Raw genomic sequence first — 12,202 nt, forward strand, 5'->3', positions numbered from 1 at the left:
CTGCACCATATTTCGCCCCAATCGAGGATAGCAAGAAATATAATTCTACTCACTTCGGCCAAGGACTGCCCAAGCCTGCGGCGCTTTTTCGCAGTATATCGATACATTCGCCCTATCCGTCGATTGATGACGGCTATTGGACCGCGGCGCCCAATCCGCACTTAAATGAATAAGTAGAGCAGCGAGATTCGAGGGCCATCATGACCACGACACCGCATCGCGTCGTCATCGTCGGAGCCGGCTTCGGCGGGCTGGAGGCGACCTACCGGCTCGCGGGCGCGCCGGTCGCGATCACGCTGATCGACCGCCGCAATCATCATTTATTCCAGCCGCTGCTGTACCAGGTCGCGACCGCCTCGCTCGCGACCAGCGAGATCGCCTGGCCGGTCCGGCACCTGATGCGCGACCGGCGTGACGTGACGACGCTGTTTGCCACCGTGAGCGGCGTCGATGCGGCGAGGCGCAGCGTGCTGATCGACGACGGCAGCGAGGTGCCGTACGACACCCTCGTGCTCGCGACCGGAGCGCGGCACGCCTATTTCGGCCATGACGAATGGGAGCAGTTCGCGCCGGGCCTGAAGACGCTGGAGGACGGGACCACGCTGCGCCGTCACATCCTGGTGGCGTTCGAGCGCGCCGAGCGCGAGACCGATCCGGCAAAGCGCGCAGCGCGGCTGACTTTCGTCATCGTCGGCGCCGGCCCGACCGGCGTCGAGCTCGCCGGCACCATCGCCGAGATGGCGCACCACACGCTGCCCGGCGACTTCCGCAACATCGATACGACCAAGGCCCGCGTGGTGCTGATCGAGGCGGGTCCGCGCGTGCTCGCGGGCTTCCCCGACGACCTCTCGGCCTATGCCCAGGCGTCGCTGGAAAAGATCGGCGTGGAGGTCGTGCTGGGACAAGCCGTCACCGAGATCAACCGCGAGGGCGTCGTGTTCGGCGGCAAGCTGCTCGAAGCGAAGACCCGGATCTGGGCCGCCGGCGTCCGCGCTTCGCCCGCGGCCGAGTGGCTGGGCGCACCAAGCGATCGCGCCGGGCGCGTGCAGGTCGAGGACGACCTGACCATCCCCGGCCATCCCGAGATCTTTGCGATCGGCGACACCGTTTTGATCAACGCCTGGGAGGGCAAGCCGGTGCCCGGCATCGCGCCGGCCGCCAAGCAGCAGGGAAAGCATGTCGCCGAGACCATCAAGGCACGCCTGCGCGGCGCGCCGACCGGCCCGTTCCGCTACAAGCACGCCGGCAGCCTCGCGCAGATCGGCAAGCGGCTCGCGGTGATCGATTTCGGCCGCATCAAGCTGCGCGGCACCATTGCATGGTGGATCTGGGGCATCGCCCACATCTACTTCCTGATCGGGCTGCGCCACCGCCTCAGCGTCGCCCTGAGCTGGCTTTGGATCTACGCCCGCGACCAGCGGGCGGCGAGGTTAATCACGCAGGGCAGCAGCAAGGTGGTGTAGGGAGGCTCTTCCCTTCGTGGGAAGAGACAAGAGGCACCGTATCGACACCGCTCGATCGCGACGTCGTGATGCGACCGTCAAGTGGTTGACGACGAAAAATTATCCGCAACGGCGGACAGCCTGTGGCCTTGAAAGCCGGGATCGCCGTCACTTAATCCGCCGCGCAATGGATAACAGGAGGCATCCATGTTCATCATGGAGCTTTTCGCCGCGCATCCCTTTCTGACCGTCATCGCTCTTGCAGCACTCGCCTACCTCATCGGAAGCATCCGCGTCGCCAATCAATATGAACGGAGCGTCGTGTTCCGGCTCGGCAAATTCAACCGCACCGCCGGCCCGGGCCTCTACCTCGTCTGGCTGTTTCTCGAATGGCAGACCAAGCTCGATCTGCGCACCATCACAGCCAATGTCGAGCAGCAGGAGGGCATCACGCGAGACAACGTGCCGATCAAGGTCGATGCCGTGGTCTGGTATCGCATCGTCGATCCTGAACGCGCCGTGATCGAGGTGAAGGCGGTCTCGAATGCGGTTGTGCAGGTCTCCTTGACGACACTGCGCGCCGTGCTCGGCCAGCATACGCTGGACGAGATACTGAAGGCGCAGGACACCATAGCCGAGGTCATGCAGAAGTCGATCGACTCGATTACCGAGCCCTGGGGCGTGAAGGTAGAACTCGTACAGATGAAGAATGTCGAGATACCGCCGAGCATGCAGCGCGCAATGGCCCAGGAAGCCGAGGCGCTACGCGAGAAGCGAGCCCGCCTGATCAAGGCAGAAGCCGAGCTCGACGCCGCGGAACAACTCCGTCAAGCCGCCGAGGTCATCATGCAAAACCCCGCCGGCCTCGAACTGCGGCGCATGCAGATGATCACCGAGGTCGGCGCCGAGCAGAACACGATGACCATCATCATGATGCCGAGCGAGTTCGTCGCGATGGCAAGGGGCATTGCGGATGCGGCTAAGGTCGTGGCGAGCAAGGGTTGAAGACGAGCCGATGCGCCTGCCCCTTTCTTCCCGGTCCTTACTAAACTAGGGAAGGGTCGGAGTGACGGGGTTGTTTCCGCAAATCCCGGCCTCTCCCCGCATGCGGGGAGAGGCGAATGAAACAACGCCCGCAGCACCTACTTCACCAGTTCGCACCCGCCCTCCGCCAGCGGCCGGAACGCCTGGTCCGCCGGGATCGTCGAGACCAGCTTGTAATAGTCGTACGGATATTTCGACTCCTCCAGCTTCTTCACCTCGAACAGATACATCGGATGCACGACACGGCCGTCCTGGCGGATCGTGGTGTCGCCGAACAGCTTGTCCTTGCCCTTGAACTTCTTCATCTCGGGAACGGCGTCCCTGGCATTGTCGCTGCCGGTCGCGGCGACCGCGTTGAGATAAGCGAGCGTGGAGGCATAGACGCCGGCCTGGTTGCCGCTCGGCATCTTGCCGTTCATGCCGGGCCGCGCAGCGAACCGCTTGGCGAAGGCGCGGGTGTCGTCGTTCATGTCCCAATAGAAAGCTTCCATCAGCTGGAGGCCCTGCGCGACCTTGATGCCCATGCCGTGGACGTCGTTGATGAAGAGCAGGAAGGCGACGAGCCTCTGCCCGCCCTGCTGGATGCCGAACTCGGCGGCCTGCTTCACCGCGTTGATGGTGTCGCCGCCGGCATTGGCAAGCCCGATCACCTGGGCCTTCGAACCCTGCGCCTGCAACAGATAGGACGCGAAGTCGGAGGTGCCGAGCGGATGCTTTGAGGAGCCGAGCACCTTGCCGCCGTGCCCCTCGATATATTTCTGCGCTTCTGCCTCGATGCCCTTGCCGAGCGCGAAGTCGACCGTGAGGAAGTACCAGTCCTTGCCGCCGCGCGACATCATCGCGGCCGCCGTGGCGTTGCCGGTCGCCCAGGTGTCGTTGACCCACTGGATGGTGTTGGGCGAGCAGGCCTTGCCGGTGAGGTCGGAGCTTGCGGTCGAGGACGCCAGGAAGGTCATGCGGCTGCCGCGCAGCAGCGTGTTGATGGAGAGGCCGACGGCCGAATTCGGCACGTCGACGATGGCATCGACGCCTTCGACATCCAGCCATTTGCGCGCAATCGCGCTGCCGACGTCGGCCTTGTTCTGGTGGTCGGCATACACGATCTCGACCTTGATGCCTTTGCCGCCGCCATTGAAATCTTCGGCCGCCATGCGCGCGGCCTCGACCGAACCCATGCCGTTGGTGTCCTGGAAGATGCCGGAGATGTCGTTGAGCACGCCGACGCGCACGACGTTGTCCGAGATCTCGGCGCTTGCGGCGCCGCCGATCAGGCTCGCGGCCAGCGCAAGCGTCCACTTCAGATGTTTCATGATTCCCTCCCCGGTTGATGTGATGCCGCGCCGGTCGTTGCCGGCGCGGTCGAGACGTCAAATCTGCCGCTCCGGCAGTCTCAGAACGAGCCCGTCCAGCGCGGGCGTGACGTGGATCTGGCAGGACAGCCGGCTGTTCGGCTGCCGTTCGGTCGCGGTGCCGTCGAGCAGCGCGTCCTCGTCGGCGCCAATCGCAGGTAGCCGCGCGAGCCAGCCCTCGTCGACAAGGACGTGGCAGGTTGCGCACATCGCGTTGCCGCCGCATTCGGCCAGGATGCCGTCGAGGCCGTGACGGGTCGCGGCCTGCATGGCGCTCTCGCCCTCGCCGGTCTCGACGCGGTCCGACTTGCCGTCGGGAAGGATGAAAATGATGGCGGGCATGAAGCTCCTCGTCAGGCCGGAGTGATGGTGACGGGCAGGCTGTCGAGCCCGCGCAGCGTATTGTTGAAGCGGCGCTTTGGTTCGCCGGTGATCTCGATCCTGGCAATGCGCTTCGCCAGCGCGGTCAGCATCACCTCGCCTTCGAGGCGCGCGACGAGCTGGCCGACGCACATGTGGATGCCGGAGCCGAAGCCGACATGGCCGGAGGAGCGGCGGGTGATGTCGTAACTGTCGGGCTGGTCCCATCGCCGCGGATCCCGATTGGCCGCGGCGAGAAACATCAGGACCTTCTCGCCCTCGCCGATCCTCGCGCCGGACAGCTCGACTTCGCGGGTCGTCGTCCGGAAGAAGGTCTGCACCGGACTCTCGAAGCGGACGGCTTCCTCGAAGGCGTTGCGCGCGAGGGTGAGATCGTTGCGCAGGCGCTGCCATTGATCGGGGAAGCGGGCGAGGCAGTACACTGCGGCGCCGATGCCGTTGACGGTGGTGTCGAGGCCGGCCGACAGCAGCGACCGCACCAGGAGCGGCGCTTCGGTCGCGGTGATCTCGCCGTCGTCGACGCGGGCGTGGATGCAGGCGCCGAAGCCGCCCGGCGCGAGATTGTCACGCTGGCACTGTTCGGTGACATAGGCCTGGTGCGGCGCCGAGCGCTCGATCGCGTCCTGGCGCAGCTGGTTCGGCGGACCGAAGGCGTTGAACACCAGGCTCGCATAGGGAATCAGATGCTCGCGGCCTTCCGGCTTCAAGCCAAGCGCATCCGGGAAGATCGACAGCGGATAAGCCTCGGCAAGATCGGCGATCGCGTCGAAGCTGCGCTTCTCCAGCAGCGCATCGACCCGCTCCTCGGCTGCGGCGGCGAAGCGGTCCCGCACCTGCTTCATCACGGTCGGCGACAGCACTTTTGACAACACGGCGCGGGTGCGGGTGTGCGCGGGTGGATCGGCTTCCAAAATCAGGCTCGGCGGCCGCCACGGCGTCTCCTTCTTGAAATCGGAGAGGCCGACGCCGCGGCTGGAGCAGAACGTCGAAGGATCGTTCAGGACGGCATGGACCTCGGCATAGCGCGCCACGCCGTAAACGTTCCACTTGTCGAGATAGACGACCGGCCCCGCCTCCCGCAGCAGCTCATGCGTGGGATAGGGATCGGCAAAGAAATTCATGTCGAAGGGATCGACGTCGAGATGCGGGACGCCAATTGCCGAAGATCCGGATGCGCTCATGGACGCCCTCCCTCATTTTGATCTTGTGAAAGGGCGGCGCATGCCCTTAGGTCTTCGGGCCCGCCGCGATCAAGAAGCCCGATATGCCGCCGTCTCCGACCAGATCCCGCCACAAGCCTGCGCCCGCTGACATGGGACCGATGCTCGATCTCGACCGCTACGTCCCGGCGTTCATCACCTTCATCGCCAACAAGCTCTCGAACAGTGCGACCGCATTCTATCAGCGGCAGTTCGGCGTCAACGTCACGGAATGGCGGATCATGTCGCTGCTGGCGATCGAGCCCGGCATTCCCGCCTCGCGCATCTGCCACGTCATCGGTTTCGACAAGGGCCCGGTCAGCCGGACATTGGCCGGACTCGAGAAGCGCGGGCTGGTCTCGATCCGCACCGACCCGAACGACGGCCGCACCCATTCGATCTCGCTGACCGCGAAGGGCCGCGCCACCCATGACAAGGTGATCGTCGCAGCGTTCGAGCGCGAACGGCGTCTGCTGTCCTGCCTCAGCAAGGACGAGCGCGAGGTGCTGATCGATCTGTTGCGCCGGCTGCACGAGAATCTCGGCGCAGTGACGGGCGGCACCGGGACCTGACAGGCCTCGCGCCGGGCGCGGGACCATGTCTGTTTCAGGCATGCCTTTTCCAGGCATGTCATTTCCAGACCTATCATGTCCGGGCATGCGCCGGCGGTTGCCGACGGCACCGTTCCTGCCGAGCATTGTCTCCTCCGATATCCGACGCGGCGGTTCCCCCGCCGTCATCCTTGCCCGAACGGTTCGCATAAATTAGTTGCTTAGGCAACAAAAGAATCAGCGAGATAATACGGCAGAATGGCTGGCTTATTTGGCGAGCTGCTTCACTCCCTCCGTCATTGCGAGCGTAGCAAAGCAATCCAGGATCCCTCCGCGGAGAGACTCTGGATTGGATTGCTTCGCTGCGCTCGTAATAACGATGTGGAGAAAAGGTACTTGCCGCCGCCACACCGACGCGGAGGGTTGCCGGCTCAATCGCCGCAACCGATCCACTCAACCGACGCATCGTCGTTGAGCCGGGCCAGCGCATCGACGCGCCGCGTCAGCACCGCGCGCTGGTTGATGTAGCCCTTGTCGGTGATCTCGCCGCCATCGACCGATGGCGGCTCGGCAAGCAGCAGCGCGCGGGTGGCGTGGCCGGAGGAATTGGCGGTTTGCTGCTTGAGGCTGGCCAGTCCCTGCGCGATCGCGGCTCTGACCTTGCCATGTGCGAGCACATCGTTCACCCCGGCCGTCTCTGGCAAACCGGCTTGGGCACGGCAGGCAACCACGTTCGGAAACACCAGGAAGCGAACCTCGTCGCCGCCATGGCCGGTGACGACGATGTCCTGTGCGAGCGGCGCCAGCGCGGCGATGCCGGCGACGCGCAGCGTTCCGACGCTGACCCAGGTGCCCGAATTGAGCTTGAAGTCCTCGGCGACGCGGCCGTCGAAGAACAGGCCGCGCTCGGGCCGTTCGGCATCGGCAAGCTTCACGGCATCGCCGATCAGATAAAAGCCGTCGTCGTCGAACGCCTGCCTGGTCAGTTCCGGCGCTTTCCAATAGCCCGGTGTGACGTTCGGCCCGCGCACGCGCACCTCCAGCTTGTCGCCGGAGGTGACAAGCTTCAATTCAGTGCCAGGTATAGGCACACCGATATTGCCCGAACGTTCCGCGAGGAAATGGCAATCGGTCGCGAGCGGCGAGGTCTCGGTCGAACCCCAGGCCGAAACCATGGGCATCGCGCGCCCGACGGTCGCGACCGAAAGCTGTTCGAGCGCGTCCCAGAGATTCTGCGGCAGCGCGGCGCCTGCATAGAAGGCGAACTTCACCTCGCTGAAGAAGCGGCGTCGCAATTCCTCGTCACCGCGCAGAGCCGCGATCAGCATGTCGAAGCCGCGCGGCACGTTGAAATAGACCGTCGGCATCACGCTTTTCAGATTGGCGAGCGACGTTGCAAACAGACCGGGCGCGGGCTTGCCGCCGTCGATATAGAGCGAGCCGCCATTGCGCAGCACGAGATTGAAATTGTGGTTGGCGCCGAAGGTATGACTCCAGGGCAGCCAGTCCAGAATGACGAGATCGTCGCGTCCCTGTTCGAGAAACGTCCAGGTCTGCGCCTTGGCCTGCTGGCTCGAGGTCAGCATGCGCTGGGTGTTGACGACCGCTTTCGGCGTGCCGGTCGAGCCCGAGGTGAACAGGAATTTCGCGATCGTGTCCTGCGTCACCGCGGCGAAGGCCTTTGCGACATCGGAACTCTCGGGCGTTGCCGCGATGCTGTGGAAAGCCAGCGCATCGCTGTCATCGCCATTGCCGCTGATGAGTTGCGCCTGGTGCAGCGGCCTGATCGCAGCCAGCGCCGCCGCAAACGGTTTTGTCGCGGACACATAGATCGCGCCGGGCTCGAGCAGCGCGATCATGCTCTTGAGCTTGTCGAAGTCCTTCGACATCAACGAATAGGCCGGCGAGATCGCGGCCGAGGGCACTCCGACATGCTGGGCGGCAAGCGCGAGCAGCGCATGATCGATGCTGTTGTCGGACAGGATCGCGAGCGGATGCTCTGCGCTGAGACCCTGCGCCAGGATCCAGGACGCGGCCGCCCGCACCCGGCGCAGCGCCTGCGCATAGGTGACGGTGGTCCAGGGCGCTTCGGTATCGCTGCGCTCTGCGAGGAAAATCGCGTCAGGCCTCTGCCGCGCCCATTGCTCCAGCCAGTCGCCGATGCAGCGCGCACTCTCGCGCAGGGGCTCGGGCGACCGCAGCACGATGCTGCCGTCGGAGCGATGCTCGACAACGGTCCTCGGTGTCGCGAACAGGCTTGAAGCATCACCGCGTGGGGCGGCTGTCATGGTTTCCTCCTCGCCCGGAAGCCGGGATCGGCCGCAGCCTCGTAGCGGGCCGCGTTGGCTATAATGTTGGGCACGACAATTGTTGTCGTCAACAACAATCTTTCGCGCGGCCGTCCGAGGCGCTACAAGGGACGCTTGGCAGGAGACGCGACGTGACCGCAGCCCAGTCGTCCCCACGCAAACGCGCCGGCAACGGCGCCGTGCGTCCGATCGACGCGGAGGAGATCGGCCTCGACGCGCTGGTCGGGCACGCCGGCTACGCCGTGCGGCGCTTCCAGATCTGGATCTTTCAGGACTTCATCAGGACGCTCGGCGAGGTCGATATCCGGCCGACGCAATATTCGGTGCTGACGGTGATTGGTGCCAATCCGGGCCTCAGCCAGATGGCCGTGGCCAAACGCCTCGGTATCGAGCGCGCGCGGCTGGTGCATCTGCTCGACAGCCTCGAACAGCGCAAGCTGGTGAAGCGGGTCAAGTCGAAGACGGACCGGCGCTCCCACGCGCTGCACCTCACGACGCAGGGCGAGACGGCGCTGGCAAAGTTCAAGCGGCTCGCCGCCGAGCATGAAAGGCATGTCGAGGAAAAGATCGGCAGGGACAACCGGGAACGCCTGCTCCGAATCCTCGCGGACTTCACCTGATCCTGCCTGCCCAATATTTGCGCAAATGCCCGGAACGGGGCGCTGGCGCGATGATCCGCAGGGCCACCGAAATATCCCCCAACCTACTGATCTCGCGATAGTATCCCGATCATCCGCCCTGCCCGGATTCTGTACACAATGGCACATCGCTTGCTTCAAACCGGGTAAGGGGACCTGTTGCCGGAGTTTTGTCGCCATGGGGGCTGAAATGGGGGCTGATCAGCCTGAAACGATCGCCGCGATAGTGGCCGCACATCGCGCGGGCACGGTCACGCCGGCGCAGACGATCGCGCGGACCTATCAGCGCATCCGCGACCACAACGATCCCGCCGTGTTCATCAGCCTGCGTGACGAGAAGGACACGATTGCAGAAGCCGAAAAGCTGGCCGCGAAGGACGCCGCCAGCCTGCCGCTGTACGGCGTCCCGGTCGCGGTGAAGGACAATATCGACGCGCTGGGCTTTCCGACCACCGCGGCCTGCCCCGCCTTCTCCTATGCGCCAGCGCACGATTCGACCGCGGTGGAGCGGCTGCGCGCGGCCGGTGCGATCATCGTCGGCAAGACTAACCTGGACCAGTTCGCGACCGGCCTCGTCGGCGTGCGCTCGCCCTATGGCATCCCCAGGAATTCGATCCGCGAGGATCTCATTCCCGGCGGATCGAGTTCGGGATCGGCCACCGCCGTCGGCGCCGGGCTGGTGCCGCTGTCGCTGGGCACCGACACCGCCGGCTCGGGCCGCGTGCCGGCGATGCTCAACAACATCGTCGGGCTGAAGCCGAGTCTCGGCATGATCTCGACCGCGGGCCTCGTGCCGGCCTGCCGCACACTGGACTGCATCTCGGTGTTCGCGCTGACGGTCGATGACGCCGCGCTCGCGCTCTCCGTGATGGCCGGCCCCGACCAGGCCGATCCGTTCTCGCGCGACCGGCCGCTTGGCGCGCTTACGCCGCTCCCGGCAAACCTGCGCCTCGGTGTGCCGCGCAACGGACAGCTGATCTTCTTCGGCGACAAGAAGGCGGAAGCCGCTTACGCCGATGCACTGAAGCGCTGGACTGCGCTTGGCGCGACGCTGGTCGAATTCGACCTCGAGCCGTTCTACGAGACGGCGCGGCTGCTCTACGAGGGACCCTGGGTCGCCGAGCGCTACCTCGTGATCAAGAATCTGCTCGCCTCTGCGCCCGACTCGATCCATCCGGTGACGCGCGAGATCACCGCCGCCGGTGCGCGACTGACCGCGGCCGACACTTTCTCCGCGCTCTATCGCCTGCAGGGCCTGCGCAAGATCGCCGAGCGCACCTTCGCCAATATCGACGCGCTGGTGCTGCCGACGGCGCCGACGGCCTATACGACCGCCCAGGTGCTGGCCAATCCGGTCGAGCTCAACAGCCGGCTCGGCACCTACACCAATTTCGTCAATCTGCTCGACCTCTGTGGCCTCGCCGTGCCGGCGTCGATGCGCGCGGACGGCATTCCGTTCGGGATCACGTTGCTCGCTCCCGCGGGACGCGATGCGCTGCTCGCGAGCATCGGCCGCGTGTTTCACGCCGATACCAGGCTGACGGTTGGAGCCAAGGGCGCGGCGCAGGCTACACTCGTGCCGCTTCCCGCTGACAGCAGCGATGAGATTCCGATCGCCGTCGTTGGCGCGCATCTGTCTGGCATGGCGCTGAACGGCGAATTGAAGGCGCTGAACGGAAAGCTGATCGAAGCGACCAAGACGGCACCGGACTACAAGCTCTACGCATTGAACACCACGCCGCCGAAGCCGGGCATGCTGCGCGTCGAAGCCGGCAAGGGCGCGTCGATCGAGCTGGAAATCTGGTCGCTGTCATCCTCCGCCTTCGGCAAGTTCGTCAACGCGATCCCTTCGCCGATGGCGATCGGCACTGTTCGCTTGGCGGATGGCCGCAGCGTAAAAGGCTTTCTCGTCGAGCCGGAAGTGCTGAGCGAAGCCCGCGAGATCACCGCGTATGGCGGCTGGCGCGCGTATATGGCGGAAGCTGCGACGACGTAGGACAACCCTGCGGGCCCAACAAATGCTGTCGTCCCGGCGAAGGCCGGGAACCATACCCACAGGATTGGAATTGGCGAAGACTCGGAGTTATCAGCTTCGCGTCACAACTAAGCCCCGGGATTATGGGTCCCGGCCTTCGCCGGGACGACACGGAGTTCGTTGAAGCGCCGTCACTACACCGACACCGCGTAGATCTCGTACTCCCCGCGCACCAGTTCGATATGCGCGCGCATGGCGGCGGCGGCGCCCTGCTTGTCGCCGCGCATGATGGCGACGACGACGCGGTCGTGCTCGGCTTGCGATTTGGCGAGACGGCCGAGGTTGCGGAACTGGGCGCGGCGGAACGGCTGCACGCGCACGCGCGTCGCCAGCGTGATCTCGGCGATGTAGCCGTTCTGCGAGCCCGCATAAATCGCGTTGTGGAAACGCTCGTTGACCTCGTGGAAGCGATCGGGATTGCCGGCATAGCTCAACACCCGCAACTCTTCGTGGATGGCTTCCAGGCCGTGGCGCTCGGCCGCGGACATGCGCTCGGCGGCGAGGCCGGCGCACAGCGCCTCGAGTTCCGCCATCGCTTCGAACATGCCCGTCAGCCGTTCGAATGAAGGCTGCGCCACCACCGCGCCGCGATGGGCCCGCGCTTCGACGAGACCGCTTGCCACGAGCTGACGCAGCGCTTCGCGCACCGGGGTCCGCGACACGTTGAAGCGCCGCGCGATATCGGTCTCGTCCAGCGGCGCGCCGGGGGCGAGGGTCCCGCGCACGATCTCGTCGGCGAGCTGAAGGCGCAGCTCCTCGGCGCGCGTGACCTTGTGCACGCTGGGTTGCGCCCGGTCGACGCGCGGCACCACCGGCTCGGCCGGCAATGCTCCGGGCGGAAGATCGTCAAGCGTCATACGGTCAGGTCTCTTTCGACTCGTCGATGATGCTGACATGGGCGGCGACGACGCGCCAGCCCTCCGGGAAACGAATCCAGGTCTGCATCTGCCGGCCGACCTTGCCGGGAGCCGTGTCGCGATAAAACAGGGTGGAGGCCACGGCCGCGTCGCGACCGTAGCTGGAGATGACGGTTTTTGCAGTGCGGCGGTTGAGCCCGACCGGCGAGCGGCCCGCGCGAAAACCGGAGATCGCCTCATAGCCATAGAGGTTCTCGCCGATGCCGTAACGCAGCGTGCGGGGGTCGTTGCGGAACAGCTCGCCGAGCACGGCGACGTCGTTGGTGATGAGGGCCTGCTCGTAACGATCGAACGCGGCCTTCACTTCCGCGATCACCTCGGGGAGATCGATCTCCAT

At 65.3% G+C, this 12,202-nt stretch carries 11 protein-coding genes; 5 read left to right on the plus strand and 6 right to left on the minus strand.

The genetic code is table 11. The annotated features are described in order from the left end of the window. The first annotated feature begins 200 nt into the window (after positions 1–200). Positions 201–1,463 (plus strand): NAD(P)/FAD-dependent oxidoreductase, encoded by a 1,263-nt coding sequence (locus JQ572_RS17465; RefSeq protein WP_211384119.1) that lies wholly within the window; start codon positions 201–203, stop codon positions 1,461–1,463. A 186-nt stretch (positions 1,464–1,649) separates the two neighbouring features. After that, positions 1,650–2,447, plus strand: a complete 798-nt coding sequence (locus JQ572_RS17470; RefSeq protein ID WP_249129083.1) for a slipin family protein — start codon at positions 1,650–1,652, stop codon at positions 2,445–2,447. A 137-nt stretch (positions 2,448–2,584) separates the two neighbouring features. Here JQ572_RS17470 and JQ572_RS17475 read toward each other — a convergent pair whose 3' ends face one another. The 3 genes from JQ572_RS17475 to JQ572_RS17485 are packed head-to-tail and all read right to left on the minus strand — an operon-like array spanning position 2,585 to position 5,397. Further along, on the minus strand, positions 2,585–3,796 hold the full coding sequence (locus tag JQ572_RS17475) for an ABC transporter substrate-binding protein (RefSeq protein ID WP_211384118.1): 1,212 nt from the start codon (positions 3,794–3,796) through the stop codon (positions 2,585–2,587). Positions 3,797–3,853: 57 nt separating this feature from the next. Then, the gene (locus JQ572_RS17480) at positions 3,854–4,177 is read right to left on the minus strand and encodes a 2Fe-2S iron-sulfur cluster-binding protein (protein ID WP_211384117.1); all 324 of its coding nucleotides are present in this window, start codon (positions 4,175–4,177) and stop codon (positions 3,854–3,856) included. An 11-nt stretch (positions 4,178–4,188) separates the two neighbouring features. Beyond that, on the minus strand, positions 4,189–5,397 hold the full coding sequence (locus JQ572_RS17485; protein ID WP_211384116.1) for a cytochrome P450: 1,209 nt from the start codon (positions 5,395–5,397) through the stop codon (positions 4,189–4,191). Positions 5,398–5,480: 83 nt separating this feature from the next. Between JQ572_RS17485 and JQ572_RS17490 the strand changes: the two genes are divergently transcribed. Continuing rightward, a complete protein-coding gene (locus JQ572_RS17490) occupies positions 5,481–5,987 on the plus strand; it encodes a MarR family winged helix-turn-helix transcriptional regulator (RefSeq protein WP_211384115.1) in 507 nt (168 codons plus the stop codon). A gap of 410 nt (positions 5,988–6,397) precedes the next feature. Here JQ572_RS17490 and JQ572_RS17495 read toward each other — a convergent pair whose 3' ends face one another. Next, positions 6,398–8,254 (minus strand): feruloyl-CoA synthase, encoded by a 1,857-nt coding sequence (locus tag JQ572_RS17495; protein WP_211384114.1) that lies wholly within the window; start codon positions 8,252–8,254, stop codon positions 6,398–6,400. Between the two features lie 152 nt (positions 8,255–8,406). Here JQ572_RS17495 and JQ572_RS17500 point away from each other — a divergent pair, with 152 nt between their 5' ends. Continuing rightward, entirely contained in the window at positions 8,407–8,895 is a 489-nt protein-coding gene (locus JQ572_RS17500) for a MarR family winged helix-turn-helix transcriptional regulator (protein WP_211384113.1), read from the plus strand. A 208-nt stretch (positions 8,896–9,103) separates the two neighbouring features. Beyond that, on the plus strand, positions 9,104–10,909 hold the full coding sequence (gene atzF / locus JQ572_RS17505; protein ID WP_249129081.1) for an allophanate hydrolase: 1,806 nt from the start codon (positions 9,104–9,106) through the stop codon (positions 10,907–10,909). A gap of 173 nt (positions 10,910–11,082) precedes the next feature. On the opposite strand, the gene JQ572_RS17510 is transcribed toward atzF, so the two are convergent. Together JQ572_RS17510 and hpxZ are read right to left on the minus strand one after the other, a co-directional pair. Then, positions 11,083–11,805 carry a GntR family transcriptional regulator gene (locus tag JQ572_RS17510; protein ID WP_211384111.1) on the minus strand — a complete coding sequence of 241 codons (723 nt, stop codon included), beginning with the start codon at positions 11,803–11,805 and terminating at the stop codon, positions 11,083–11,085. Between the two features lie 4 nt (positions 11,806–11,809). Further along, positions 11,810–12,202, minus strand: coding sequence for an oxalurate catabolism protein HpxZ (gene hpxZ / locus JQ572_RS17515; RefSeq protein ID WP_211384110.1), 393 nt, complete (start codon positions 12,200–12,202; stop codon positions 11,810–11,812).

It is taken from the genome of Bradyrhizobium sp. SZCCT0153 (assembly GCF_018129995.1).
GTDB lineage: Bacteria > Pseudomonadota > Alphaproteobacteria > Rhizobiales > Xanthobacteraceae > Bradyrhizobium > Bradyrhizobium japonicum_G.

What these genes read in the sequence shown, in the direction of transcription:
- JQ572_RS17465 (WP_211384119.1), top strand. Translation starts at nt 201, where the DNA reads ATGACCACGACACCGCATCGCGTCGTCATCGTCGGAGCCGGCTTCGGC.
- JQ572_RS17470 (WP_249129083.1), top strand. Translation starts at nt 1,650, where the DNA reads ATGTTCATCATGGAGCTTTTCGCCGCGCATCCCTTTCTGACCGTCATC.
- JQ572_RS17475 (WP_211384118.1), bottom strand. Translation starts at nt 3,796, where the DNA reads ATGAAACATCTGAAGTGGACGCTTGCGCTGGCCGCGAGCCTGATCGGC.
- JQ572_RS17480 (WP_211384117.1), bottom strand. Translation starts at nt 4,177, where the DNA reads ATGCCCGCCATCATTTTCATCCTTCCCGACGGCAAGTCGGACCGCGTC.
- JQ572_RS17485 (WP_211384116.1), bottom strand. Translation starts at nt 5,397, where the DNA reads ATGAGCGCATCCGGATCTTCGGCAATTGGCGTCCCGCATCTCGACGTC.
- JQ572_RS17490 (WP_211384115.1), top strand. Translation starts at nt 5,481, where the DNA reads ATGCCGCCGTCTCCGACCAGATCCCGCCACAAGCCTGCGCCCGCTGAC.
- JQ572_RS17495 (WP_211384114.1), bottom strand. Translation starts at nt 8,254, where the DNA reads ATGACAGCCGCCCCACGCGGTGATGCTTCAAGCCTGTTCGCGACACCG.
- atzF (WP_249129081.1), top strand. Translation starts at nt 9,104, where the DNA reads ATGGGGGCTGATCAGCCTGAAACGATCGCCGCGATAGTGGCCGCACAT.
- JQ572_RS17510 (WP_211384111.1), bottom strand. Translation starts at nt 11,805, where the DNA reads ATGACGCTTGACGATCTTCCGCCCGGAGCATTGCCGGCCGAGCCGGTG.
- hpxZ (WP_211384110.1), bottom strand. Translation starts at nt 12,202, where the DNA reads ATGGAGATCGATCTCCCCGAGGTGATCGCGGAAGTGAAGGCCGCGTTC.